At 56.2% G+C, this 25,219-nt stretch carries 23 protein-coding genes; 2 read left to right on the forward strand and 21 right to left on the reverse strand.

What is annotated here, in order from left to right; genetic code table 11:
• Positions 1–843 (reverse strand): aminotransferase class I/II-fold pyridoxal phosphate-dependent enzyme (locus tag UN63_RS13755; RefSeq protein ID WP_104487526.1); only part of this gene is annotated, 843 nt, incomplete at its 3' end.
• A 434-nt stretch (positions 844–1,277) separates the two neighbouring features.
• Positions 1,278–2,309: a biotin synthase BioB gene (gene bioB, locus UN63_RS13760; RefSeq protein ID WP_104487528.1), complete on the reverse strand. Its 1,032-nt coding sequence runs from the start codon at positions 2,307–2,309 to the stop codon at positions 1,278–1,280.
• 108 nt (positions 2,310–2,417) lie between these two features.
• Here bioB and bioA point away from each other — a divergent pair, with 108 nt between their 5' ends.
• Positions 2,418–3,698, forward strand: coding sequence for an adenosylmethionine--8-amino-7-oxononanoate transaminase (bioA, locus tag UN63_RS13765; RefSeq protein ID WP_104487530.1), 1,281 nt, complete (start codon positions 2,418–2,420; stop codon positions 3,696–3,698).
• 203 nt (positions 3,699–3,901) lie between these two features.
• On the opposite strand, the gene UN63_RS13770 is transcribed toward bioA, so the two are convergent.
• From UN63_RS13770 to UN63_RS13845, 16 genes are all read right to left on the reverse strand, one after another.
• Positions 3,902–4,852: a tetratricopeptide repeat protein gene (locus UN63_RS13770; RefSeq protein ID WP_104487532.1), complete on the reverse strand. Its 951-nt coding sequence runs from the start codon at positions 4,850–4,852 to the stop codon at positions 3,902–3,904.
• 141 nt (positions 4,853–4,993) lie between these two features.
• Positions 4,994–5,941 carry a type II secretion system F family protein gene (locus UN63_RS13775; protein WP_104487534.1) on the reverse strand — a complete coding sequence of 316 codons (948 nt, stop codon included), beginning with the start codon at positions 5,939–5,941 and terminating at the stop codon, positions 4,994–4,996.
• Position 5,942: 1 nt separating this feature from the next.
• Positions 5,943–6,917, reverse strand: a complete 975-nt coding sequence (locus tag UN63_RS13780; RefSeq protein ID WP_104487536.1) for a type II secretion system F family protein — start codon at positions 6,915–6,917, stop codon at positions 5,943–5,945.
• 11 nt (positions 6,918–6,928) lie between these two features.
• A complete protein-coding gene (locus tag UN63_RS13785; RefSeq protein ID WP_104487539.1) occupies positions 6,929–8,236 on the reverse strand; it encodes a TadA family conjugal transfer-associated ATPase in 1,308 nt (435 codons plus the stop codon).
• A 76-nt stretch (positions 8,237–8,312) separates the two neighbouring features.
• The gene (locus UN63_RS13790) at positions 8,313–9,530 is read right to left on the reverse strand and encodes a CpaE/TadZ family protein (protein WP_104487542.1); all 1,218 of its coding nucleotides are present in this window, start codon (positions 9,528–9,530) and stop codon (positions 8,313–8,315) included.
• 3 nt (positions 9,531–9,533) lie between these two features.
• Positions 9,534–10,028, reverse strand: a complete 495-nt coding sequence (locus UN63_RS13795; protein WP_104487544.1) for a TadE/TadG family type IV pilus assembly protein — start codon at positions 10,026–10,028, stop codon at positions 9,534–9,536.
• Positions 10,025–10,474: a TadE family protein gene (locus tag UN63_RS13800; RefSeq protein WP_104487546.1), complete on the reverse strand. Its 450-nt coding sequence runs from the start codon at positions 10,472–10,474 to the stop codon at positions 10,025–10,027. Before UN63_RS13800 ends, UN63_RS13795 begins: the two co-directional genes overlap by 4 nt.
• Positions 10,474–11,799: a pilus assembly protein TadG-related protein gene (locus UN63_RS13805; protein ID WP_229793504.1), complete on the reverse strand. Its 1,326-nt coding sequence runs from the start codon at positions 11,797–11,799 to the stop codon at positions 10,474–10,476. Before UN63_RS13805 ends, UN63_RS13800 begins: the two co-directional genes overlap by 1 nt.
• A gap of 28 nt (positions 11,800–11,827) precedes the next feature.
• Positions 11,828–12,097, reverse strand: a complete 270-nt coding sequence (locus tag UN63_RS13810; protein ID WP_104487548.1) for an addiction module component — start codon at positions 12,095–12,097, stop codon at positions 11,828–11,830.
• A 50-nt stretch (positions 12,098–12,147) separates the two neighbouring features.
• Entirely contained in the window at positions 12,148–13,554 is a 1,407-nt protein-coding gene (locus tag UN63_RS13815; RefSeq protein ID WP_104487550.1) for a type II and III secretion system protein family protein, read from the reverse strand.
• Positions 13,555–13,588: 34 nt separating this feature from the next.
• Positions 13,589–14,386, reverse strand: a complete 798-nt coding sequence (gene cpaB, locus UN63_RS13820; RefSeq protein ID WP_104487552.1) for a Flp pilus assembly protein CpaB — start codon at positions 14,384–14,386, stop codon at positions 13,589–13,591.
• A gap of 115 nt (positions 14,387–14,501) precedes the next feature.
• On the reverse strand, positions 14,502–15,752 hold the full coding sequence (locus UN63_RS13825; RefSeq protein ID WP_104487554.1) for a P-loop NTPase family protein: 1,251 nt from the start codon (positions 15,750–15,752) through the stop codon (positions 14,502–14,504).
• An 88-nt stretch (positions 15,753–15,840) separates the two neighbouring features.
• Entirely contained in the window at positions 15,841–16,359 is a 519-nt protein-coding gene (locus tag UN63_RS13830; protein WP_104487556.1) for an A24 family peptidase, read from the reverse strand.
• Positions 16,360–16,438: 79 nt separating this feature from the next.
• A complete protein-coding gene (locus UN63_RS13835) occupies positions 16,439–16,651 on the reverse strand; it encodes a Flp family type IVb pilin (protein ID WP_104487558.1) in 213 nt (70 codons plus the stop codon).
• Positions 16,652–17,112: 461 nt separating this feature from the next.
• A complete protein-coding gene (locus UN63_RS13840) occupies positions 17,113–17,313 on the reverse strand; it encodes a Flp family type IVb pilin (protein ID WP_229793503.1) in 201 nt (66 codons plus the stop codon).
• An 89-nt stretch (positions 17,314–17,402) separates the two neighbouring features.
• Positions 17,403–18,719 (reverse strand): L,D-transpeptidase family protein, encoded by a 1,317-nt coding sequence (locus UN63_RS13845; protein ID WP_104487560.1) that lies wholly within the window; start codon positions 18,717–18,719, stop codon positions 17,403–17,405.
• Positions 18,720–19,005: 286 nt separating this feature from the next.
• On the opposite strand from UN63_RS13845, the gene asnS reads away from it, so the two are divergent.
• Complete coding sequence (gene asnS / locus UN63_RS13850) at positions 19,006–20,406, forward strand: asparagine--tRNA ligase (protein ID WP_104487562.1); 1,401 nt, start codon at positions 19,006–19,008, stop codon at positions 20,404–20,406.
• Between the two features lie 536 nt (positions 20,407–20,942).
• Here asnS and UN63_RS13855 read toward each other — a convergent pair.
• The 3 genes from UN63_RS13855 to UN63_RS13865 form a co-directional block, all read right to left on the reverse strand.
• Positions 20,943–22,235 carry an NCS2 family permease gene (locus UN63_RS13855; RefSeq protein ID WP_104487564.1) on the reverse strand — a complete coding sequence of 431 codons (1,293 nt, stop codon included), beginning with the start codon at positions 22,233–22,235 and terminating at the stop codon, positions 20,943–20,945.
• Positions 22,236–22,654: 419 nt separating this feature from the next.
• Positions 22,655–24,010 (reverse strand): cytosine permease, encoded by a 1,356-nt coding sequence (locus UN63_RS13860; RefSeq protein WP_104487566.1) that lies wholly within the window; start codon positions 24,008–24,010, stop codon positions 22,655–22,657.
• Positions 24,011–24,469: 459 nt separating this feature from the next.
• A partial coding sequence (locus UN63_RS13865) for an MmgE/PrpD family protein (RefSeq protein ID WP_181068252.1) occupies positions 24,470–25,219 on the reverse strand: 750 nt, incomplete at its 5' end.

Raw genomic sequence — 25,219 nt, forward strand, 5'->3', positions numbered from 1 at the left:
CTTTTGTACCAGCCGCACCGCCGCCAGAATGGCCGCGGCCTGAGGCGGCGGCAGGTGGGTGCTGTACACATAGCTGCGGGCGTGGTTGTGCAGATACTCAATCAGTGCCCGGCTACCGCCGACGAAGGCGCCGCTCACGCCCAACGCCTTGCCGAAGGTGCCCATGGTGACTTGTACCCGCTCCGCAGCCATGCCCTGTTCGCTCAGGGTGCCCCGGCCCTGTTCACCCAGCACGCCCAGGCCGTGGGCATCGTCTATCATCAGCCAGTTTCGGCTTTGTTCGGCCACTTGTGCCAGCCCCTGCCAGTCGCCTTGGTCGCCATCCATGCTGAACACCCCTTCGGAGACGATAAGTCCCGCCTCGGGCTTAATCTTCGCCGCCAGGGAGGCCATGTCGTTGTGGGCGAAGCGCTTCATGCGGGCCGGGCTGAGAGCACCCGCCTCCTGCAGGGAGGCATGGTTAAGCCGGTCTTGCCAGAGCCAATGTTCCTTGCCGAGCAATGCCTTTATCACCGCCTGATTGGCGGAAAAGCCGGAGCTGAACAGCAGCACCGCCTCCAGCCCCAGCCAGTCGGCCAGTTCGCTTTCCAGCTCGCGGTGAATGGCCTGGTGCCCCACCACCAAGGGTGAAGCCACAGCGCCCACACCAAACTCGCGGGCGGCGGCCTCGGCGGCGGCCCTGAGTTCAGGCGCCTGACTAAGGCCCAGATAATCGTTACCGGCAAAGTTGAGATAGCCTTTGCCGTTGGCCCACAGCTGCCGGCCGCTTACCCGCTCGATCACCGGCAGGCTACGCTTCAGGCCTACTGCCTCGCGTTCGCTCAGGCTCAGATTAAAAGGCATGGTGTTCTCTCGGTTTGTTAAATGACTGGGTAGCCGGTCGAATGAATTCGACCCTACAAAAATTCATCTTTACTGTGACACCCCCACCCCGCCTCCCCCTGGCGAACACCCGCGGCCATGCCTGTACCTCCACTGCCAAGGGGGAGGAGCCGTACGGCGACACTGGCTGACTCTGCGCCTGTGTTTGCTCCCTCCCCTTAGGCTCGGTTCCAACAGAACGGCTGCGGAGTGCAACGCAAGGGGAGGGTTGGGGTTGCTGCAATCAATGCGACACCCCGCCTCCCTCTGGCGAGAACCCGCTGCCATGCCTGTGCCTCCGCTGCCAAGGGGGAAGAGTTATTCGAGCCATTCTGTCCGTTCGGTGCCGTTTGCTCCGCCAGCTGAAGCGGCGGCTACAGGGTGGCGGGAATGCATAACAACATCGTCGTATTGGCTCAGGCTTCGTAATACAGCTGTTTGGGCTCGTTCTGGGCGGCGAGTTGTTCGTGCAGCTCGATTTCGGTCATCTCGTCCGGCTTCTGGCTGGCACCGCTGGGGCGCACGCCGAGCCGCTTAAACAGCTGCATGTCGCTGTTTTCGTCCGGGTTGGGGGTGGTCAGCAGCTTGCAGCCGTAGAAGATGGAGTTGGCGCCGGCCATGAAGCACATGGCCTGCATCTGGTCATTCATCTTTTCGCGTCCGGCAGACAGTCGAACATGGCTTTGCGGCATCAGGATGCGGGCCACGGCGATGGTGCGGATAAAATCGAAGTCGTCCAGATCTTCCTGATTTTCCATCGGGGTGCCCTTCACCTTCACCAGCATGTTGATGGGCACGCTTTCGGGCTGGCGCGGCAGGTTGGCCAGCGCCAGCAGCAGGCCGGCTCTGTCTTCCGGGCTTTCGCCCAGTCCGACGATGCCGCCGGAGCACACCTTCATGCCGGCGTTACGCACGTTTTCCAGGGTGTTTAGCCGGTCGGCATAGGTACGGGTAGTAATGATATCGCCGTAAAATTCCGGGCTGGTGTCCAGGTTGTGGTTGTAATAGTCGAGCCCGGCACCCGCCAGCCGGTCGGCCTGCGCATCGCTCAGCATGCCGAGGGTCATGCAGGTTTCCAGCCCCAGAGACTTCACTTCCTGCACCATTTGCACCAGATAGGGCATGTCCCGCTCTTTGGGGTTACGCCAGGCGGCACCCATGCAGAACCGGCTGGAGCCGTTGGCCTTGGCCTCTTTGGCCCGCTCCAGCACCTTTTCCATTTCCATCAGCCGCTCTACTTCCAGCCCGGTGCTGTAGCGAGCACTCTGCGGACAGTACTTGCAGTCTTCCGGGCAGGCACCGGTCTTGATGGACAACAGGGTGCTGACCTGTACCTCGTTGGGATCGAAGTTGGCGCGGTGTACCTGCTGGGCTTCAAACAGCAGATCGAAGAAAGGGCGTTCAAATAATGCGAGCACCTGCTCACGGGTCCAGTTTTGACGGCTCATGCGGGGCCTTTATCCTTGATATCCAGAGGTGTTTTTCTTGGCTAGTGTAAGCACCGGTGCTAGCCTGTCAACCAACAAGAAAGACAAAGGTTTACGTTAGGTTATTTTATGAGCAACCAGGAATTCGATCTGCACCACCTCTGGCACCCCTACACCTCGCTTACCCGGCCCCTGCCCTGCTATCAGGTAGAGCGCGCCGACGGCGTTTATCTGCAACTGGCAGATGGCCGAAAACTGGTCGACGGCATGTCGTCCTGGTGGGCCAGCCTGCACGGCTACAATGTGCCCGAACTGAACCGGGCGGCCAGTGCCCAGCTGGAGAAAATGTCACACGTTATGTTCGGCGGCCTGACCCACGACCCCGCGGTCAACCTGTGCCGGGCGCTGAGCCAGGTACTGCCAACGGGGCTGGATCGATTTTTTCTGGCGGACTCGGGCTCGGTGTCGGTAGAGGTGGCGCTGAAAATGGCCATTCAGTACTGGCACGGCCGGGGCCAGCCGAAGACCTTATTCGTGACCCTGAACAAGGGCTACCACGGCGACACCTTCGGCGCCATGAGCGTGTGCGACCCCAACGGCGGCATGCACAGCCTGTACAAGGGATTTCTGCCCGAGCATCTGTTTATCGACAGCCCCACCAGCCGGTTCGATGGCGACTGGAACCCGCAAGACCTGCAACCCCTGGAGCAGATACTGGAGCAGCGCCATCACGAGCTGGCGGCGTTGATCCTGGAGCCCATAGTGCAGGGCGCCGGCGGCATGTGCTTCTACCATCCGGAATATCTGAAAGGCGCACGGGCGCTGTGCGACCGTTACGATGTCTTGCTGATCGTGGATGAAATTGCCACCGGCTTCGGCCGCACCGGCAAGCTGTTTGCCTGCGAATGGGCGGGCATAGCGCCAGACATCATGTGCATCGGCAAGGCGCTGACCGGCGGTTACATGACCATGGCCGCCACCATTACCACCCAAAACGTGGCCGAGACCATCTGCAACGGGCCCGCCGGGGTGCTGATGCACGGCCCCACCTTCATGGCCAATCCGCTGGCCTGTGCCGTGGCCATCGCCAGCCTGGAGTTGTTACTGAGCTCGCCCTGGCAGGCTCGCATCAAAACCATTGAAGCGCAGTTGCAAAAAGAGCTGGCCCCGGCGCGAGAACTGCCCCAGGTGGCAGACGTGCGGGTGCTGGGCGGCATTGGCGTGATTGAATTGCATGAGCCGCTGAACGTGGCCGAGGTACAGCAGCAACTGGTCGAGCAAGGGGTGTGGATACGACCCTTCGGCAAGCTGCTGTATGTGATGCCGCCCTACATCATACAGCCGGACGAGCTGAGCCAGCTCACCCGGGCCATGTTAATGATTTGCGAAGGGGAAAGTGACACAAAGTGAAACCCCACCCCCGCCCTCCCCTTGCCTTGCACCCCGCTGTAGTTCTGCCAAATTCGAGGTTAAGGGGAGGGAGTAAATCGGCGCCGGGCTTACCATCGGCGCCGAACGGCCCCTCCCCCTTGGCTGCGGGTTCACAGGCATAACTGTGAATTATCGCCAGGGGGAGGCTGGGAGGGGGTGTGTCGCTGCAGGAACGAAGGCGACTATCGGCGTTTGTTCGCCGTCGTCATGCTTTTGGCCTGATTCAGGTTGGCCACCGCCCTGGGATAGTAACGGGGCGAGGCATCGATGGCGCGCTGAAACAGGCCGGTTGCCTCTTCATTAGCGCCTTCCATCAGTGCTATGTAGCCCAAATCGTTGAGGGCCTCGGCCTGGGTGCCATTCTTGCGCAGGGCTGCCAGGGCTTCGGACTTGCGCCCCCAGCGGTAATACATCAGGCCCAGGTTGCTCCAGGCGCGACGGTATTCCGGATCCTGATTCACCGCCCGGGTCAGCGCACGTTCAGCCTGGGGGTACTCTCCTTCAAGGTAATAGGAAAAGCCCAGGTTGGTGTGCAACATGGCCAGGCCGGGCTGTATTTTCAAGGCGCACTGGTAATACTCCCGGGCCTGCTCGCCCTGCTCCCGAATGTCCGATAACAACCCCAGGCCATTATAGCTGCGCCAGGGTGACTGATTGTCGGTCACACACTCGGCCGAGTCCGCCGAGGCGGCATTGAGCCGGGCCCGGTCGGCAGAGATCACCTCTTGCAGCAGGGTATCGGCTTCCTGATGACGCTTCATGTCCACCAGCAACAAGGCCAGCGACTCTTTCAGCTCCGGGCGTTTGCTATCGCTGGCCATGGCGAGCCGATAAGCCTCTTCGGCCTGGCTGTTGTTGTTCCGCTGCTGTTCCAGCCGGGCAATATTGAGGTAAATATCCGCCTTGTTGAACGGCTTGAACTCCAGTGCCTGGCGATAGGCATAAATCATGGCGTCCGGGTTGCCCGAGGTCTGCGACTGGGCAATCAGCATGCTGGCCTCGGTCGCATTGGTAGGCTTGATGGCCCCGGCACCGGGCGCTTTGATATCGGATAATCCGTCATTGTTTTGATTGGTAGTGGCACAGCCGCTCAACAGCAGCAGCGTCATTAGCGCAAGAGTTTTATTATTCATTATCAGATCCTTAAACCAATCCATGGTCGCAGATAAAAAAGCACACTTCCAAGACTAGCCGTCTACGCTAAATTCGGCCAGGTTCGGCCAGGTTCGGCCAGCCTGTTTATACCGCCACCGGCCAAACAGACCAGACAGCCATTACATATTACCGAACACCTTGAACACCTTGAGTAACGCCGGGCCTATGGCCACGATAAAAAACGACGGCCAGATGAAAAACACCAGCGGAAAAATCATCTTGGTGCCGATTTTGGCCGCCATTTCTTCCGCCTCCTGCTTGCGCTTGATCCGGTATTCGTCGGCATAGGTACGCAGGGTCTCGGCAATGCTGGTACCCAGCTGAATAGACTGGTTGATGGCCACATTCAGGCTACTGAAATCTTCCAGCCCGGTACGCAAGATGAATTCGTCGAACGCCTGTTTCAGGCTGAGCCCGGCTCGCAGCTTGGCGGAAATCAGCCCCAGCTCTTCGGCCAGCTCTTCATGGCTCAGGCTGATTTCTTTGGCCACCCGCTGCAGCGCCGCCTTGAAGCCCATTCCCGCCTCGGTACAGACCACCAGCAGATCCAATGCATCGGGCATCGCCAGTTTCATCTGTGTCATGCGATGATTGGCAAACCGCTCCAGCACAAAAACGGGTAACACATAGGCCACATAGGCCACCACTCCCACCAGCAACAGGATGATATTGTAGGAAAGTGCGGTACTGGTCAGCATGATGGCAAGCGCAACCACGACCGACAGCATCACCACCAGCAGGCGAATACCGGTGAATATGCGGTAGGCCGAGTTTTTCTGAAAGCCCGCGTGTACCAGCAGGGTACGAATACGGTGCCCACTAAAGGCACCGGGGCCGCCCTGTTTGGCCAGCACCAGCCGCTGCTCCAGGCTGTCCTGCTGCTCTTCCTCTACCTGTTGCTGCATATTGTTCAGCCGCCGGCGATAGGGGTTGGTTATGCCCCCTGCCACCATCGCCAGCCCCCAGAACAGGGTGATAGCCGACAGCGCCACCCCGCCTATCAGTAACCACTGACGCATGCGGGGATCCGTCAGGCTTGCGTTAAACAACTCTGTCAGCTCTGCCATGTTACACCTCAATCTTGATGATGCGGCTGATCCACCAGACACCCAGTGTCATGGCGATGCCACCGTAAATCAGCAGCCGATGCCCATCCTTGTTACTGACCAGCTCCGCGATATAATCGGGGCTAGTAAAAAACATCATCGCAAAGAGCGCGAAGGGGGTCAGCACCAGCACCCAGCCCGACATTCGCCCTTCGGCGGACAGGGTTCTCAGCTGGCGGTTAAACTTGAAGCGGTCACGAATGATTTTAGCCAGCTTGTCGATGTTCTCCACCAGGTTACCGCCGGTTTCCCGCTGCACCTGTACGGCGCTGATCAGCGCCATGTTCGACACGCTCGGCACCCGCTCCAGCAGGCCGGTCATGGCCTTGCGAATATCCTTGCGGTAGTTGATGTCGGCAAACACCAGGGCAAATTCACGCCCCAGGGGGTCGGGCATCTGCTCGCTGATAAGCTTGATGGTATCGGCAAAGGAATAACCCGCCTGCAGGCCCCGTTTCATGATGTCCAGCGCCTCGGGCAACTGCTGTTCATAAAGCCCCAGCCGCTGATAATAATTACGTTTCAGCTTGATGTGCACCACCACAGACGGCAGTACCAGCGCCAGCAATACCAGCAACCAGCTGTGCCACAGCCACCAGCTGAGCACCGCCAGCATCAGGCTCACCAATGCCGTCAAAAACACCAGCTGATACGCGTAAAGACGGGAACCCGCCAGCTCCAGCGCAAAGGCGACCCGCTCCAGCAGTGGCGAGGTTTCCAGCCGGCGCAGCAGCGGTGACAGCGCGTCCAGCCGCTTGGTTCGATAGATGGATACCTGCTGCTGCTCGCGGTTTTCCGCCTCCATCGCTGCAATGCGACGCTTGAGCAGGGCAGAACGGTTCAGCCGGGGTTGGGTGACCGGCACAAACATGGCCAGGCTCAAAAACACCACCGCCAGCCCGACCAGCGCCAGAAAAATCAGAGTATTGCTGCTCATAAGACCTCCCGCTAAAAAATGCCCTGATGCAGTTCGTCGTCACCGAACAGGCTGCGTGGCAGCACCATGCCCCGGCGGGCCAGACGATCGTAGAAGTTGGGCATGACGCCGGTGGCCTTGTGCCGCCCCTGCACCTTGCCTTCGGCATCGATACCGGTGCGCTCGAAGGTGAAGATCTCCGACATGGTGATGGTTTCGCCTTCCATGCCGTGTACCTCCTGCATACTGACCATGCGGCGGGTGCCGTCCTCCTGCCGTTCCAGCTGTATGATCAGATCCAGTGCCGAGGCCACCTGAGACCGAATGTTCTTGACCGGCATGTCGAAGCCGGTCATGGACACCATGTTTTCGAGCCGGCCCAGGGCGTCGCGCGGGGTATTGGCGTGAATGGTGGTGAGAGAGCCCTCGTGGCCTGTGTTCATGGCGGTCAGCATGTCGAAGGCCTCGGCGCCGCGCACCTCCCCCACCACGATACGGTCGGGCCGCATTCGCAGGGTGTTTTTCACCAGGTCGCGCATGGCTATTTCGCCCTTGCCCTCTATATTTGCCGGCCGGCTTTCAAGCTGTACCACATGGGGCTGCTGCAACTGCAACTCGGCGGAGTCTTCCACCGTGATGATGCGCTGGTTGGACGGAATAAAACCGGACAGTATATTGAGGAAGGTGGTTTTACCGGTACCGGTACCGCCGGAGATCAGAATATTGAGCTTGCCCTTGACCACGGCTTCCATCACCTGGGCGATGGCCGGGGTGATGGTGCCAAAGTCGATCAGGGTGTCTACCGCCAGCTTCTCTACGGTAAAGCGTCGAATGGACAGGGTCGGGCCGTTCAGTGCCAGCGGCGGTATGATGGCATTAACCCGGGAACCGTCTTTCAGTCGGGCATCCACCATGGGCGACAGCTCGTCGATGCGGCGGCCCACGCTGGACACGATACGCTCTATCACTCCCATCAGGTGATCGTCGTCGGTAAAGGTGAGCGGCACCCGCTCTATGCGCCCCCGGCGTTCCACATAGATGCTTTTGGCACCGTTGACCATGATATCCGCAATACCCGGGTCGGCCAGCAGTGGCTCCAGCGGGCCATGGCCCAGAATTTCGTCCAGCAGCTGACGAACAATTTTCTGACGAGAGTCCACCGACAACGGCGTGGGCGAGTCTTGCATGATTTGAAAGCACAGCCGCTCTATCTGTTCGCTGGCCTGCTCGCGAGAAATGGTTTGCAGCATGGGCAAGTCCAGCATATCCATCAGCTTGCCATGCAGACGATGTTTATAGGCTTCTTCATCCGTATTGAGAATATAATCTTCCAGGTTCATCCTTGACCCCCATTATTACTCAGTGCTAATTCAGTGTTAATCGAATCAGCTATTCGGTACTGAAAAAATCAGCTATTCAGTGCCGGCCAAACCACCTGTTAAGCAATCCGGGCCTGGTGGCTTTTTCTTCATCCTGCGGCGTAATTTCACCGACAATGTCGTCAAATACTCGGACCAGTTTGTGTTTTTTTTCTATTTCCACCACCAGCTTGCCCAGATCGGTACAGTTTTCCGCCATGGTGAAATCATTATGCAAGGTAAGAATATGAGTGACCTCTGTGGTCTGCTCTATTTTCTTTAAAGAAAGATCTTTTTTCTTGTCGTAACGGTTTATCAATAAAATAATCCGGTTTTTCGGTATGCCCAGCTCGTGTCGTAGCCGTTTCAGCAGATACAGGGTTTCACGCAGGGCGGACAGAGACTGCTGCATCACCACCAGCACGTGTTCGGCGCATTCCAGAATGGGCAGGTTCCAGTTTTCGGGCCCGCGAGACAAGTCCACCACCACCTGCTGATACTGGCTGCGCAGCAGGTACATCAGCTGAGAACAGTTTTTTGCCGTGGGCTGCTGCTGATCGGTGAGCGAAGCCGGCAGAGAGGGCAGCACATCCAGCCGCTCCCGAGCCGGGCTGACCATGCCCGCCAGGGCCATGGCATCCATTTCGGTGGCTCTTTCCATGCCACTGGCCAGGCTGCCTTGCTTGTCTTTTACATTCAGATAATCCGCCAGCGATCCATAATGCAGGTTGGCATCTACCAGCAGTGTCTTGTCGTCGTCATGGCGCTGGCCAAGGGCATAACCCAGGTTGGCGCAAATAAAGCTGGCGCCGGAGCCAGGTTTGCCGTTGACCACCACAGTCACCGGCGCCAGGATAGCACTGGCCGCCTGTTTATCGGCCACCCGGGTCAGGCCCGACCACAGCTCCGCCGGTTGATAGTCAAAGGGCAAGAAGTCGACCGCCCCCAGCCGCATGGATCTGCGCATCAGCGCCGTGTTACCCGGGTCACCCACCACGATCAATGGCAGCATCGGCGTTTGCCTGCGTTCCAGTTCATCGTACACGGCGCCGATCATAGGATGATCCACCAGCAGCAACAGCTGACGCCCCGGCCTGGGCAGAGGGTCCTGATCGGACAAGCGCCGCAGTTGCAACTGGCTGGACTGAAGCTGGATTTGCAGTTGAGTCCATAAACGACCATCCGGATCCATCACGTTGATTTGCAACGGACAGGCCAGCGGAGGAGATGGGTGCAGTGGCTCTCTTTCAAGTTCGACTATCTTCATATCTGTCATAAATCAGGCTCCCCCGGTGTCACATGAAATGTCTCCAAACTTGGTTACACCCAAGCTTTCGGCCCGCAAGGTGCTGGCGAAATCCGGTGCCAACATGGACAAATCCACCGTCAGCGGCAATATCATCTGATATTGATAATTGACTATCTGGCTGCGAACATAACGGATGCTGTTAAAATCCGCTCCCTCAGGGGCAGCCAGTGTACCGCCCGTCGTGTCGAGATATTCAAAAACCAGGTTCGCCGGTACAAACCCCGGTAGCGAGCCCCCCAATTGCTGGGCAACCTGTCCCGCTACCACGCCTCCCTGTACATCATCAACCAGGCATACCGTTGCCAATCGTGCAGCCCGGCGAGATGCTTCATTTAGCACTCCCCAGGTATACAGCAACCGACCAGCTTCCATTACAGCGAACATGGTTAAAAAAATCACAGCCCCCACTATGGCGAACTCCACCGTAGTGGTACCTTTTTGAGTCTTTACAGGGCGACACTTCATAATAACGCCCTCATGGTCATGCTGGTTTCCAAGGGAAAAGTTAATGAAATGGTATTGCCAAAGAAAGTATTGAAAGTATCGCCAAACATCGGCTGCCAATCATAGCTGACATGGATCTGTACATAGGTTTCACCATCTATCAAGATTGGCGATACATTTATATCCTCGGCTTTAAGGCCTGGCAACACGGTTTTTGTGCCTTCTATTTCCTGGCCATAAAGAATCATGTTTTTTGTTTTGTCCTGTACCAGACTGACATCATAATTTCCGGGATTTGAACTCACACTGGCAGTTCGGGCTCCAGCTCTTACAGCCTTGGTCAAGGTATTATATTCATAGAGTAAACGGCCGAACTCTCCAATAGCCATCATCATCAGCAAGATGAGCGGTAGTACTATGGTCGCTTCAACAGCCGCCAGTCCTCTTTGTCTGGATAAGCGCATCATTATGAATCGCCCCCCATTTCATTTTTATATAACACCAATCGATAGGGACCATTATTTAAATTACTATTACCCACGCCCTCGGCAGTACAGTTCTTTACAAACTCGGCAACAATAAACTGATCGGTCCCCTTCCCTGTCACTTCCTGAATCAGGTACATGCAAGCGGTTCCCATAGAAGGCACTGTCGTTTTACCTTGGTTGATACCGCTACAGTCGCCAACCGGCACCTTGACCATGCGCCGTTTAGGCATACAATATTGAGTATTTGGCTCCTGTGAATAGTTACCATATTTATTTACATAGTCAGGATAGCTTTGCATATTACTCAGCAGAGTCGGATCATTCAGCACTGTACTGCCTTCTGTTGAAGTGAAGTCCGCCGAATCAAACTTAATGGGGGTCAGATTAGGTACGGCACAATCCGCATAAAAAGCATCAGACCCTGATGAATAAGGATCGTCCATTGGCTCGCTCATCGGACTCTTGTACTTACCAAATCGAGTATTCAAACCGGATGTTGTAGGCCCGATCATATTACCGGTTTTTGTGGTGATATCATCACCCGTGGCAATACAGGAAGCGTCTGTCAAGGCGCCCGCCAAACCATCTCGGTAACCATCCGCACCAGGTACACCTAAGTCCACCGCCAAAAAATTACCCGGCCCGACGGGCGTGTTATTGGTTGGCACCTTGATAACTACCACATCCCCCCTCTCATTCTCACTAGAAGGTGTAAACCCATAATCATAATCATCGGGTAGATAATCAGGGTCAGGCGGATTGGTATCGTTGACACACATCATCAAGGGAATAATCTGGCAAGGATCCTGAATTGTCGGGCTGGCACCGGCTACCGCCGAAGCACCTACCTGCCAGACATCGATAAGCAATTGTGAAAAGAACTGATCTACCGGCACTGTAGGAAGGGTCACCCGAATATAACGGGCAGCCTCATCATTAGTAGGCGTAAATTCAAATTTATCTCCGGCCACATTGTAAACGGTGTGAGAAAACTCTACCGTCACCGCCGATGCCAGGTCGTTGGTATCGATATTAACTCGGCTGAATCCATCACCGGATAAAATAGCTGCCAGGGTCGCTTCCACCGCCTGGCGAGAATCATCATGGTTGCCCCCCTTGTCCAATGTTTCAGCACCACTCAGGGCCGCCGAATCCACCGCATCCTGTACCCGGGTCTTGTTCAACAATAAATAGCCCCCATCCAGGGCCAGGGCGGTAAAGCCGAGCAGCGTAAAGAGCGCTATCGTCACTAGGACGAGCACGGCGCCTTTCTGTTGCTTGCGGTGCGATAACGCTTTCATCATGTTTCTCCTGCTTGCTAGTCGCCGACATTTACTCGCCGAAGTTGAGTGTCACCTGGGTTTTGCCCTCACCGGGGGCTTCCGCCCCTTTCACGTACTTGTCGTGCAGCGATACCCCGTATTCGCCATTCAGGGTAAGGGCGGCTATTTTGCCGTCGTTACGCATACCCGCTTCCGGGTCCATAATCTGCAGCTCATCCAGTTCCTGAATATCGTTACCCATGGCAAAGTCATAATGCCGTTCGCCTGCACAGCCGGCGACAGCGCCGCTGGCCAGCATTATCAGTAGTATCCGTTTCATTGTGTGTCTCCTTGTCTGTACCGGGCTGGTCATGCTTGCCATATCTTCTACTAAAGCGACTGGCCATAGGTCTGCTCCATGCCGCCTTCGGCCACCGTCTGGCTCATGCCGGTGTTACTCTGCTGCGCCATCGGCGCCTGTTCGTTTTCCCGGTCGCGCAGCGACATTCTGCCCAGCAAATAAAACTCGATATCGTTAGGCTCGATAAAGCCATCGGTCGGCAGGCTGACCTGCTGTTTGTCGAAGGGCCGTACCAGGTGGGGGGTCACCATGATCACCAGCTCCGACTCACCCTTGGTAAAACTGCGGCTGGTAAAGAGATTGCCCAGAACGGGAATATCGCCGGCAAAGGGCAACTGGCTGACCGACTCGCGGGTATTTTCACTGAGCAGGCCGGCGATGCTAATGGTCTGACCATCGCCCAGCTCGACCGTGGTGCCGGCACTGCGCTTGCTGAGGGCGGTAATATCACCAAACAGGGGGATATTGGCCTGATTGGCCACCACCGGCTCGCTGACCGATACGTTGAGATTGAGGTTGATTTTACCGCTGCTCAGCACCACGGGCGTAAACTTGAGCCCCACACCGAACTCCTTGAACTCGACTGCCACACCGTCTTCGGTGGGTACCGGCACCGGAAATTCACCACCGGACAGAAACTCGGCCGACTGGCCACTGATGGCGGTAATGCGCGGCTCGGCCAGTACCCGGGCCAGGCCACGGGTCTTGGCCAGATCCAGCGCCACGTTAAACACGGTATCGGCGCTGGCAAAAGTTCCAATTGCTGTATTGGTGCCAAAGCTGGCCAGCTGACCCACACTGTCTCGTAGCAGCGAAAACCCCCAGTTGCCGGAGCTTTCAAGCAGTTCGAAGGCCGACTCCCAGCTGCGCGACGTATCCCGTGCCACCTCGGCCACGGTCACTTCCAGCATCACCTGCTGGCCGCCGCCCACGCTCATCATGTTCATGACTTCGGATCGGGCCACGCCCCCTTCGGCGGCCACCACATAGCCCCGACCCAGTTCATAGGCGGCGTTCAGCCGGTTCAAATCCGACACCTCGCCGCTCATGACCAGTTGCCCCTGGGAGGTATGTATCTGAATCGGCTCGTTGGGCAAGAAGCGATAGAGCCGTTCTTTCAGCCCCTGCAAATCGTGGCTGACCTCGATGTCGTACACCTGCATCAGGCCATCGTTCATGTCCCACACCATCAGGTTGGTATGGCCGAGTGACTTGCCCACCAGATACAGCTCCCGGTCTTGCAACACCAGCACATCAGCAATGGCGGGGTTGCCCACCGATACGCGGCTGGCGGGCCTGTCCAGCATCAGCGAGCGGGATTTGTGAATGGGTAGCTGCACTTCATTCCCTGCCTGCTGCAGGCTGCCCCCGGCCCATAACAGGCCAGGCGACAGCAGCAGCAGTGCCCCTAACGTAGCGTTAAGCAGTGTGTTCATATCCACCTCCATGTGAACCTTGTTTTGTTGGTATTCAGCTTTTTACCGGCACCTGCTGCTGGCTGGTGCCTTTGATCAGATCAACCGACAACTGGCGAGGACGCGCCCTGGACTGCGGCGCCGATGCCACCGGCGGGGCGGACTCCGGCGCAAGTGCGGCCACTACGTCGTTCAGATCCTGCTCGTCATTGGGATTACGCAGAGCCAGCTGAATACGACCGTTGGAGCTGGCGTTGACCAGTTTTTCGGCCTGTTCCGGGTCTACTTCCAGGGTAACGGCACGTACCAGCTTCGGGCGGTTTTCATCCGTATGCTGGGTTTGATCCACCGCCAGTACCTTGAGGTTTTTCAGCACGGTGCGGGTCATGTCACCCTCGGTAAACAGAATGTCCACCCGGTTGCCGGGTAACAGAAAGCCCGCTACCCCGATGACATCGTTCACCCTTACCGTTACCGCCCGCATGCCCGGCTCCAGCAGCACAGACAGGGTGCTACCCTGCCCTATGGGCGTGAGTCGTTCCTTACGCAGTACGTCACCTTTATAAAGGTTGTTCTTGGTTACCATGCCCTGAGCGTCTTCCAGGGTATTGATGGCACCGGGGGGAACCAGGCGGGAATCTATCTGCTTGAACTGGACATGAATGGGATCGAGCTGCACACCGGGGGACAAGTCCACCGACGCCACCACTACCTGAACCAGCTCGCTGCCCGACTGCTCGGCCTGACGAGCGCTGGCGGCGCTTTGCTGTTCAAGCCAGTTATTGGCCATCCAGGCGGCGCCGAGACCGAAGATCACCGATAAAAATAAAAGCATCACGGTTCGTGTTTTCATAACCCCATCCTTAGGTTTACTACAACCAGGTTGATTACAACCCTTTTTCTATTAACATTCGGCCATTAAGAAGCTGTTGTTAACAAGGTTGTGATGAACAGTAAAAACAGTATAGTCAGTGCACGCAATACATGCTCCAGGCATTTTTAAGTATTTTTTCATCGAGCGTTTCACCGGCTTGACCGTTGAAATGCATGATATCTCTGGCGATACCCAGAATATCTCGCGGGTAACAGGCAATCAGTGGTTTTCCGCTATTTTCATGCAACTCATTAACCATATAGTCAAACAGTGATTCGTTGGCTATCAGCTGATATTTATCCAGATTCATCAGCCATACTTTTTTATACAGCTCTTGCGGCATGGCACTTAATTCAATCTTGTAGCCAAGGCGGCGTAAAAAGGCCTCGTCGGCGATGGTTTCCGGATCCAGGTTGGTGGAAAAGACCAGTATCTGCTCGAAAGGAATATCGAAGTGCAGGCCATTGGGTAATGACAAAAAATCCCGCCGTTCTTCCATGGGAACTATCCAGCGGTTAAACAGCTCGTCGGCCGCAAAGCCCTGTCGCCCCAAGTCGTCAATCAAAAACACGCCGTTATTGGCCTTCATCTGCAATGGGGCGCTGTATTGGCGGGACTGCCGGTCGAAGTGCACTTCCAGTGTATCCAGCTTGAGCTCGCCACCCACCATTACCAATGGCCGCTTGCAGGGAACATAACGGCCGTCCATGTCTTCGTCCTGGTCGTGCATGGGGTCTTCGGCCCGCCAGTGATAGAGCGGATCGAATATCGGTATTATGGTGTTCTGCACCGCAATGGCGTGGGGCACGTAAATCATTTCGTCGTCGAAAATCTTGTTGAATCGATGACACAAAAAGCTTTTACCGGTACCCGCATGGCCGTAGATCAACAAGGGCCGGCGGGAGTTCAGGGCCGGCCCCAGGGTGTTGACCAGCTCCTGGCTTATCACCATGTCACCCAGCGCCTGCTCCAGCCGATCGCGGCGAATGCTGCGCTCGCCCAGTGCCTGGCTCAGCACCAGCCGGTTATACGCCTCCAGCGGAATAGGCGCCGGGCCCAGGTAGCCGTCTCGCGCGCTCAGCTCCTGGGCCTCGTACTGACCCTTGGCGGTCAGTGCGTAGCGAATGACATCGCCGGCCCGGCCCGAGGCGCGCACCTCCACCTGCTGCAGAATTTTCAGCTCTTGCAGCAGGGGCTCCACCACGCTGCCACGCAGGCACAGCCGTTCGGTCAACGAGGGTAACGACAGAGAACCTTCTTCCTGCAGGTGGCGAAGCACCAATCGCAGTAACAGCTCTTTCGACAGGCCGGTTTCGGCCAGGGTTTTCGGTTTGGGCAGGTACATCCGTGTTACCTCCTTTTTCTGAGCTATCAGCTAAGCGTAGTCGGGTATTATTTACTATCCAGTCATGCTCAGGGCTATCCAGTCATGTTCAGGATACCAGGGTAAATATCTGGTATTTGTTGAGCACTACCGCCAAGGTAGCGCCCAGCGCCAGCGCCGGGCCATAGGGCACCTTGAGCCCGGCCATCTCGCCCTCGACCGGCGCCAGATACTTTTTGCTACCCAGAATATAACCATAGCGCATAAAGCTTTGTTTGAAGCCTTCCCAACCCACCTTGTAAAAGGCAAAAGCCAGCACCATCGGCAAGCCGATGACCAGGCCATAGAGCAGGGACTCGAGAAACAGGTTCCAGCCGAGAAAGGCGCCGATGCCCAGCCCCAGTTTGACATCACCCCCGGCCAGAAAACGAAAGAAAAACAGCGGAAACAGCAGGATAAAGGCATAGACCAGGCCGGTCAGTCCGAAGGCCAAGCCTTCCCCTAGCAGGCCATGATAAATCAGCGCCAACAGAATAAAGGGCAGGGTCAACCAGTTGGGGATCTTGTGACTGGTCAGATCCAGCCAGGATGCGGCCAACAACAGGGAAAACAAGGGTAGCTGTTCCATAGCATCACCATGTTTAAAAGTTATAACTAGGGCAGCCAAGCTGCCCTTGTAAAACCAACTTAATTATATAATTACAACCTTAAGGGGCAGGAGCAGGAGCAGGAGCCGCAATAGGAGCACCAGTTTCAACAACCGTAGCAAGATCCTGTACTCTGCCGCCCACTTGAACTCCCAAGTTACTGAATGCTAATACTACTGCAGAGGCCACCAAGGCACCGGCGATAGCATACTCCACCGTGGTCAGGCCCTCTTCATCATTCAGCAGACGAATCATTTCTTTTAAGATCAACATAAAAATACCCTCGTTCCATCTTGAATATTTTCAACCGGACTTCATCCGATCATCATTTAAAGCATTATAACATCATCGGTAAAACCCGAATCAGTCTAGCTGTCTGGTCATTATCAATATATCCAACCCACCTCCTTGTTAGCACCTTTATATGATTGCACTCATCATATCATTACACTTACCCGGACCACTTCCGGATCCACAATGTTTACTTTTTCTTTTTTACAGCTTTACTTTTAACATCTTTCCTTTACACTCAGCTCCTTTCCACACCACTAACTATAAACACCAGGCCGGTTTTGTTCAAAGTTACCACCCCGCTTTATCACCGCAACTTTTCGACAGTTTAGGGGGTGAAAAGTCCAGATTCATTCGAATTGATGTCATTAGATAAATAACAACCAAAAAAACGGGCCGGTATATGAGCCGGCCCGTCATCCTGAATTTTTTACTGCGCATCACTAACAATCCGAGCCATCATTTTTCACTACTTTGCACATGGCATTAATACCTTCCCCAATCCCATCACCGAGGGCAACAAAAGCCCCTACCAATGAGACGGCGACCAAGGCACCCGCCACCGCATATTCCACCGTGGTCAGGCCCTGTTCGTCGTGCCAGAGTCGTTTCAGTTCATTGCATAACATTCCATTGCATTGCATTGCCTCTTCTCCCTGTTATCTGATTCCCATTAAATTGTTTTCATTAAATATTGGTCAAAGTATAGCCAGCAGGAACAGTCTCATATGGCTTATATTGTCTCGTTTTTTCGATAGATATCTTCGGCAAATACCAGGCGGCCCTGCTCCACCCAGGCGGTGAAATACACCATAAACAGCAGCGTCGGTGTGCGGGCCGGCAAGATGCGGGTCTGCTCATATTCCGGCAGAGACCAGCCCAGATTTTGCGCCAATTGGTCCGGCTCGGACAGGCGCACACAACCGTGGCTCAGGGCCCTTTGCGCCTCGCCGAACAGCCGCTTGTCGGGTGTGTCGTGCAAATAAATGTCGAAGGGATTGTTCATTTCGAACTTGAAGCGCCCCAAGGCATTGTCGGGCCCGGGGGCCTGCACCAGCCGCATTCCGGCCGGCGGTTGTTGCCAGTCGATGCTGGCCGGATCCTGCCGGCCCTCGATACCCGGCAGCCAGACACCGAAGCCGTTGCGACTCAAAAAGCCCCGGTCGCGGCGCTGGGCCGGCAACAGGTCTTCGCGGATGATGTTAGCGGTGGGGGTCCAGTTCGGGTTGACCTTGAGCGCCTTGATATAAGTGCCCAGCTCCGGCGTGGGCCAGTCGGGCCGCCCGACGATGACCTTCATGTTCAGAGCCGGCCCCGTGGAGTTGAACAGTGTCAGTCGGTAAGCGGGAATATTGACCAGCACAAACCGCTCGGGCGCGGATGGCGGCAACAACAGCCACCGGCGCAGGTTATGGCGCAGCTCTTTGCGCAACTCGGCGGGCGAGCGGTTCAGCATGGCACGGATATCGGCGGTGAGCCGGCCGTTCGGCTCCAGGCCATTGGCCTGCTGCAGGCCTTTGAGGATATCACTCAAGCTGCGATCCAGCGCATCGGCCCGGCCCTTGGGTGGGGTTAGAGCATAGCCCATCTCGGTCAGCCTGCGGCGCAGGGCGGGAATGGCCCGATCCCGCTCACCGGGGCGCACTTCACCACCGGTGGGCAAGGCCGTGATACCGGCCGCGTCATTCAGGGCATGATAATGCTGTTTGAGCTGGTGATAACCGGGATAGTCCGGCTGCTGACGGCGCAGATAAGCGCTCAGCTCGCCACTGTGCAAGGCCTGCTCGAAACCGGCCTCACCGTGATCGGGGGAAAGCGGATACTGGGCAAAACGGGCCCGGTTTGCCAGAACCTGGCGCCACTCCCGGCTAAACCAGGCGTCCCGTTCGGCCGGAGACAACCCCGCCAGGGCGGCCGGGTCGGGAACCAGCAGCTCGACCAACTGCCGACCTGTTTCATTCAGTTCATTGTCTCCGTTGTGCCACAACATCCGCTCTGCGGCTTGCAACGGCGATATCAGTACCAATAACAGCACCATTAAACGCAACATCAGTACCCCTCCCTGGGACTGTGACGGCTTTAAGTATGGACAAGAATCCGGTTATTGCGGATAAAAATGAAACACCAGCAGCAACAGGATATATAGGTTCCAGCCGCCCAGGGTCATTGCCGCCTGTAACCTCCCTGGCCAATCGATGCCTTGCTGTGCCATGGCTGCCTCCGGGTTCATCTTTTGCTTGAGTCCTGAGACTACACGGGTAACATTAGCTCCCTTGTTTATATCTATAGTCTATCGGCCTGACGCCGATTTAGTTAAAGCTGGAGAGCGATTTCACATGACCCACGCATCCGTTACTGATGTGCTGGCGGGTAAATATCCTGTTGGCACCACCCTGACCGTTAAAGGGTGGATTCGTACTCGCCGTGACTCCAAGGCGGGTATTTCGTTTTTGGCAATACACGATGGCAGCTGCTTCAATCCGGTGCAGGCCGTGGTACCCAATAGCGTGGCGAATTATCAGAATGAAGTGGTGCGTCTGACCACCGGCTGTTCGGTTGAAGTCACCGGCACAGTGGGGGCTTCTCAGGGCCAGGGCCAGGACTTTGAGCTGCAGGCGACCGACGTCAAGGTAATCGGCTGGGTCGATGACCCGGATACCTACCCCATGGCCGCCAAACGCCACTCAATCGAATATCTGCGCGAATATGCCCACCTGCGCCCGCGCACCAACATGATTGGCGCTGTGGCCCGGGTTCGCAACTGCCTGTCCCAGGCGCTGCACCGCTTCTTTCATGAAAACGGTTACATGTGGGTAGCCACCCCCCTCATTACCGCCTCCGACTGCGAAGGCGCCGGCGAGATGTTCCGGGTGTCTACCCTGGATCTGCAGAATCTGCCCCGCACCGACAAGGGTGATATCGACTTCGGCGAAGATTTCTTCGGTAAAGAAACCTTCCTGACCGTTTCCGGTCAGCTGAACGCCGAAGCCTACGTCTGTGCCATGAGCAAGATTTATACCTTTGGCCCGACTTTTCGCGCCGAAAACTCCAATACCAGCCGCCACCTGGCCGAGTTCTGGATGGTGGAGCCGGAGATCGCCTTTGCCGATCTGAACGATATCGCCACCCTGGCAGAAGACATGCTGAAATATGTGTTCAATGCGGTGCTGGAAGAGCGCATGGACGACATGAATTTCTTCGCTCAACGTGTCGATAAAGACGCCATTACCCGGCTGCAAAACTTCGTGGAGCAGGACTTCGCCCAGGTGGATTACACCGATGCGGTCGAGATTCTGCAAAACTGTGGCAAGAAGTTCGAGTTCCCGGTGGCATGGGGTGTCGACCTTTCTTCCGAGCACGAACGTTATCTGGCCGAAGAACACTTCAAGGCGCCGGTGGTGGTGAAGAACTATCCCAAGGATATCAAGTCCTTCTACATGAAGCTGAACCCGGACGGCAAGACAGTGGCGGCCATGGACGTACTGGCCCCGGGCATCGGCGAGATCATCGGCGGCTCCCAGCGGGAAGAAATACTGGAGGTGCTGGATAGCCGCATGGTAGAAATGGGCCTGAATCCGGCAGACTACGGCTGGTACCGGGATCTGCGTCGTTACGGCACCGTACCCCACGCCGGCTTTGGTCTGGGCTTCGAGCGTCTGGTGGCCTACGTTACCGGCATGGGTAACGTACGGGACGTCATTCCCTTCCCCCGCACCCCGCGCAACGCCGATTTCTGATGTTTCATTACAGATAAATGCAAAAAGCCCCGGTTTCGGGGCTTTTTTTGTTTTACAGACATTGAACGAACTGAAAATGGCGCTGTAGGCGCCGCTTTAGCCGGCGCAAACCCACACACGGCGTGGTACCTGCAGAATCGGTGTTAACTGAGTTCAGAGGCAACACAGCCGCCTCCCACGACACGCCATAAACTCATCCCTGAGGGCTCGGGAAATGCCGTCCATGGCATTTCACGGTCGTGGGAGGCCATCTCCGTTGCCTCTTCTCAAGCACCGAGTTATCTGTAGGCGATGCCAACAGGCAACTCCGTGGCATCAGGGAGGACAAAGGGATCTGCTCAGCCGACCTTCCGTTTCAGGGACGAAACGGAGAGCGTACATGGGGCGAGCTTGCTCGCCGTGACGAGTTGCTTCGGCCTGACCAAACATCCAGCGAATGTTTGCAGCAGGCTGAAACAACGAGTGTCATGTCATACAGCGAGTCGGCGTAGCGGGCCCTTTGTCCGACGTTTACACGCCTCACCCCTTACAGTCTCTTAAATCCCGAAGGCAAACTTCAGTGCGAACAGCGCCGCCAGTGCCCAGACCACGGGGCTGACCTCACCGGCGCGACCGGCCAGTAGCTTGACCGCGACGAAGCTGATAAAGCCGAAGGCGATGCCGTTGGCGATGGAAAAGGAAAACGGCATCATTACCAGTACCACCACGGCGGGGACTGCCTCGGTAATGTCATCCCAGTGCAGATGGCTGAGCTGGCCCAGCATCAGCACCGCCACATACATCAGGGCGCCGGCGGTCGCGTAAGCCGGCACCATACCCGCCAACGGCGAGAACAGCAGCGCGGCAATGAACATCAGGCCTGTCACCACAGCGGTCAGGCCACTGCGTCCGCCCACGGCCACACCGGCGGCACTTTCCACATAGGAAGTGGTGGTCGAAGTGCCCAATACAGAGCCGGCAATGGAGGCGGTGCTGTCCGCCAGCAGCGCACGGCCCAACCGCGGCAGCCGGCCCTTTTCATCCAGCAGTTTGGCGCGCTGGGCCACGGCAATCAGGGTGCCGGAGGTATCGAACAGGTCGACAAACAGGAAGGCGAAAATCACCGACAGCATGCCGATATTGAAGGCGCCGGCAATGTCCAGTTGCATAAAGGTCGGCATAACAGACGGCGGAGCCGAGACGATACCCTGGTACTGAATATCACCAAAGGCCACACCCAGACCGGTAATCACCAGAATGCCGATCATCACGGCGCCGTGCATGCCACGGGCCGCCATGCCGATAATCAGAAAAAAGCCGAGCATCGCCAGCCCTACCTGCAGGCTGGTGACATCGCCCAGCCCCACCAGGGTGGCCGGGTTATCGACGATAATACCGGCATTTTTAAGACCGATAAGCGCCAGAAACAGGCCGATACCGGCGGCGATGCCGATTTTCAGCGGGCCGGGAATGGAGTTGATGATCCATTCGCGCACCTTGAACAGGCTCAGCAGCACGAAGATACAGCCGGAGAAGAACACAGCGCCCAGGGCACTCTGCCAGCTGTAGCCTTCGGTCAGCACCACCGTATAGGTAAAGAAGGCATTCAGGCCCATGCCCGGCGCCAGGGCGATGGGATAGTTGGCCACCAGCCCCATGATGAAACAGCCGATGGCCGCCGCCAGACAGGTCGCCACGAAGACGGCGCCATAATCCATGCCCGCCTCGGACAGAATCGCCGGGTTGACGAAGATGATATAGGCCATGGTCAGGAAGGTGGTAATACCCGCCACCACTTCCTGACGCACATTGGTGCCCAGCTCTTTGAGGTGAAAATACTTGTCTAGCATAGGGGGATCTACTGTATTGATAAAAGTGTCTGAAATTATCGACTCAAAAGACCCCTTTGGCAATCACGGGGCCCGGCTGCCGGCCGTCAACAGCGGATAAACAGCTCCTGAACATCTCCAATCAGCCTCCGTCTTGACTACGATCAATATGCACTCTGATCGCTGTTGTTAGTATTCATTCAGCGCTAATCGCATGCTGTTCTTTATGCGAGGCAAACATCATCTTCAAAGGTATCGAGCTAAATTTTGGTGGCTTTTATCCGGCGCTGCTGGCCCTGCTCATGGCGTTTTTCCGGCAGCCCTGAGGCATGCACCATCACCCGATCAGACACAATACTGTTCATTTAAATACAAGGCTCCAAACAATAAAAAGGCCCCACAAGGGGGCCAAGGTAGAATCAATGCTTAATACTTAAGATTCAGGATTCTGCGGGAGCTACATTTTCACCGGCAGGCAGGGCAATGGGTTTCATCAGCAGATAATAACCCACCACACTCACTACCAGGCCGACGAAGAACGCCATGTCTATGAAAACCAGGCTGCAGACGAAAGACAGACCGTAGACCAGGAAGGCGCGCAAGTTATAGTTGTTCTGGTAAACGAAGGGACCCTTGGGATCATAGAAGTCGTTCACGTTCAACTGACCGCGGCGCAACAGGTAGAAGTCGGCCAGCATGATACCCGCTACCGGACCCAGCAAACCGGAAGTAATGACGCTGAACCACAGCAGATTATCGGCAAACACCCAGGGCATCATCAGCAGGCCGATGGCGCCGGAGATGGCCACACCCTGCCCAAAGTTCAGTCGGGGGAAGACGTTCATCAGGATAAGAGCGGACGGCATCAGGTTGGCCGCGGTGTTGGTGGACCACTGGGCAAAGGCGATGGTGATCATGCTCAGGATCAGCACTATGGGTGAGCTCATGGAGTTCAGTACGATCTCGATGGGGTCCCAGGTACCGGTGAGGATACCGCCGATCATGCCCACCATCAGAATGCCGGAGCCAATCACGATAAGGCCGGTGATTTGGGCGAAAAAGGGCTTGCGGTTACGGATAAAGAAATTCTTGCTGCTGTGGTCGCGAGAGCGCTCCAGCTTGCGGGTCATGTCCGGGCTGTTCAGACCCATGGTGATCCAGATACCGGCGATGGCCATCACCGCGAACCAGAAAGAGCCGTCATCCAGCGAAGGTGCGGCCAGAACGTCACCGATGGTGGCGTTGTTGGTCTCCAGCAACCAGAAGGTGACCAGGCCGATCAGTATGGTCAGCGCCGGAATGGCGACCCAGTCGAACTTGGCCATGGCTTTCATGCCATAGATTGCATTGATTACCTGCAGCACCCCGAAGATCAGGATGAGGATGGTGGTGTTGGTATAACCAATCCACAGTTCCAGTACCTTGCCGATGGCAACGGCCGCCACCCAGGTCTGAAAACCGAACCAGAAACAGGCAGGAATGGCGCGGAAGGCCGCCGGGATCTTGGCGCCCTGGTAGCCGAAGCAACCACGGATATAAACGGTGAAGGGAATACCGTAACGAAGACCGATATCACCGGCCAGGATCAGGATGGTGGTCACGATGGCATAGGCGGCCAGAATGGCACCGATGATGGTCCAGGGAGACAACCCCGGATACAACTGGGCACCCATGGTAAAGGCCCCCATGTTGATGGTCATGCCCGCCCAGAGCATGGTGAAGTCCCAGATATTGATATCCCTGTCTTTATCCGTGGACGGCATCAGCTCGGGGTTATTCATTTCATGTGCAGCCATGGGTTACATCTCCCTGGTGGTGTGCTGCGACAATTGTTACCAACCGAAGTTGATTGACAAACTGCCTAGATTGTTGTGAAAAGAAAGGCACTCTTAAAACAAAAATGCTCATTTGTGTAAACAAATATATCACAACAAGGTTAACAGTTAATTTTTTTTGTCATTCACCACAAAAAACGTGATTGATATCACGATATGTAATTTTCGTTAACCCTCCATGATGGAAACAGAAAATATCTTTATTTCCTTATAAAACAACAAGGTTTATCCGGATAAACCCGATTTCGGCCGGTGAGCAGAATACAGGGGGCTAAGCCAGCTGGGCTGGTAAATATCAGGAAAACAGGCAAGAAAGGAGGCAGTACCAGTCCGGAATCGAGCAGGAAAAGACAAGAAAGAAGGACGTATCCGGACCAGATTGTCATGACCGCGGTATACATTTCTGCGGTTTAAATCGTCTCAATTGATTACAAAAAGTGCCATAAATTCGTTGACAGGAGTGGCTTCAAGCCGCGGCCGATCGAGACACAGTTCCAGGATCTGCCGGCAGCGTATCGGTGGAAAACGGGTCTGCAGGTTGCGCATGAACTTCTGCTCCAGAACGGGGATGGCCTCGGCCCGGCGACGGCGATGGCCGATGGGATATTCCACCTCCACCTTGTCGGTGTGACTGCCGTCCTTGAAAAATACCTGAATGGCGTTGGCGATGGAGCGCTTGTCGGCTTCCAGGTATTCGGCGCTGTAGCGCGGCTCTTCCACTATTTCCATCTTGTCGCGCAGGGCATCGATACGGGGGTCGGCCCGGTGAAAGTCGTCTTCATAGTGTTCGGCCACCAAATCGCCATAAAGCAGCGGCACCGCCACCATGTACTGCAGGCAGTGATCCCGGTCCGCCGGGTTGGCAAGCTGACCCACCTTGGAGATGATGCGAATGGCGGACTCGTGGGTGCAGATTTGGATGCGATCTATGTCTTCGAGTCTGTCCTTCACCTGCGGGTATAACTGTACGGCGCATTCCACCGCGGTCTGGGCATGAAATTCGGCGGGAAAGCTGAGTTTGAACAGCACGTTTTCCATCACATAGCTGCCAAAGGGCTGATTAACCCGGAAGCTCTTGCCCTTGAACTGCACATCATAAAAGCCCCATTTTGGCGTCGTGAGCACAGACGGCAGCCCCATCTCCCCCTTCATGGTGATCATCGCCAGCCG

The organism is Oceanisphaera arctica (assembly GCF_002936955.1).
Lineage (GTDB): Bacteria > Pseudomonadota > Gammaproteobacteria > Enterobacterales > Aeromonadaceae > Oceanimonas > Oceanimonas arctica.

What these genes read in the sequence shown, in the direction of transcription:
- UN63_RS13815 (WP_104487550.1), bottom strand. Translation starts at nt 13,554, where the DNA reads ATGAACACACTGCTTAACGCTACGTTAGGGGCACTGCTGCTGCTGTCG.
- UN63_RS13840 (WP_229793503.1), bottom strand. Translation starts at nt 17,313, where the DNA reads ATGCAATGCAATGGAATGTTATGCAATGAACTGAAACGACTCTGGCAC.
- UN63_RS13830 (WP_104487556.1), bottom strand. Translation starts at nt 16,359, where the DNA reads ATGGAACAGCTACCCTTGTTTTCCCTGTTGTTGGCCGCATCCTGGCTG.
- UN63_RS13795 (WP_104487544.1), bottom strand. Translation starts at nt 10,028, where the DNA reads ATGAAGTGTCGCCCTGTAAAGACTCAAAAAGGTACCACTACGGTGGAG.
- UN63_RS13860 (WP_104487566.1), bottom strand. Translation starts at nt 24,010, where the DNA reads ATGGCTGCACATGAAATGAATAACCCCGAGCTGATGCCGTCCACGGAT.
- UN63_RS13825 (WP_104487554.1), bottom strand. Translation starts at nt 15,752, where the DNA reads ATGTACCTGCCCAAACCGAAAACCCTGGCCGAAACCGGCCTGTCGAAA.
- bioA (WP_104487530.1), top strand. Translation starts at nt 2,418, where the DNA reads ATGAGCAACCAGGAATTCGATCTGCACCACCTCTGGCACCCCTACACC.
- UN63_RS13780 (WP_104487536.1), bottom strand. Translation starts at nt 6,917, where the DNA reads ATGAGCAGCAATACTCTGATTTTTCTGGCGCTGGTCGGGCTGGCGGTG.
- UN63_RS13800 (WP_104487546.1), bottom strand. Translation starts at nt 10,474, where the DNA reads ATGATGCGCTTATCCAGACAAAGAGGACTGGCGGCTGTTGAAGCGACC.
- UN63_RS13805 (WP_229793504.1), bottom strand. Translation starts at nt 11,799, where the DNA reads ATGATGAAAGCGTTATCGCACCGCAAGCAACAGAAAGGCGCCGTGCTC.
- UN63_RS13770 (WP_104487532.1), bottom strand. Translation starts at nt 4,852, where the DNA reads ATGAATAATAAAACTCTTGCGCTAATGACGCTGCTGCTGTTGAGCGGC.
- UN63_RS13845 (WP_104487560.1), bottom strand. Translation starts at nt 18,719, where the DNA reads ATGTTGCGTTTAATGGTGCTGTTATTGGTACTGATATCGCCGTTGCAA.
- UN63_RS13790 (WP_104487542.1), bottom strand. Translation starts at nt 9,530, where the DNA reads ATGACAGATATGAAGATAGTCGAACTTGAAAGAGAGCCACTGCACCCA.
- UN63_RS13775 (WP_104487534.1), bottom strand. Translation starts at nt 5,941, where the DNA reads ATGGCAGAGCTGACAGAGTTGTTTAACGCAAGCCTGACGGATCCCCGC.
- UN63_RS13785 (WP_104487539.1), bottom strand. Translation starts at nt 8,236, where the DNA reads ATGAACCTGGAAGATTATATTCTCAATACGGATGAAGAAGCCTATAAA.
- UN63_RS13835 (WP_104487558.1), bottom strand. Translation starts at nt 16,651, where the DNA reads ATGTTGATCTTAAAAGAAATGATTCGTCTGCTGAATGATGAAGAGGGC.
- UN63_RS13855 (WP_104487564.1), bottom strand. Translation starts at nt 22,235, where the DNA reads ATGCTAGACAAGTATTTTCACCTCAAAGAGCTGGGCACCAATGTGCGT.
- bioB (WP_104487528.1), bottom strand. Translation starts at nt 2,309, where the DNA reads ATGAGCCGTCAAAACTGGACCCGTGAGCAGGTGCTCGCATTATTTGAA.
- UN63_RS13810 (WP_104487548.1), bottom strand. Translation starts at nt 12,097, where the DNA reads ATGAAACGGATACTACTGATAATGCTGGCCAGCGGCGCTGTCGCCGGC.
- asnS (WP_104487562.1), top strand. Translation starts at nt 19,006, where the DNA reads ATGACCCACGCATCCGTTACTGATGTGCTGGCGGGTAAATATCCTGTT.
- cpaB (WP_104487552.1), bottom strand. Translation starts at nt 14,386, where the DNA reads ATGAAAACACGAACCGTGATGCTTTTATTTTTATCGGTGATCTTCGGT.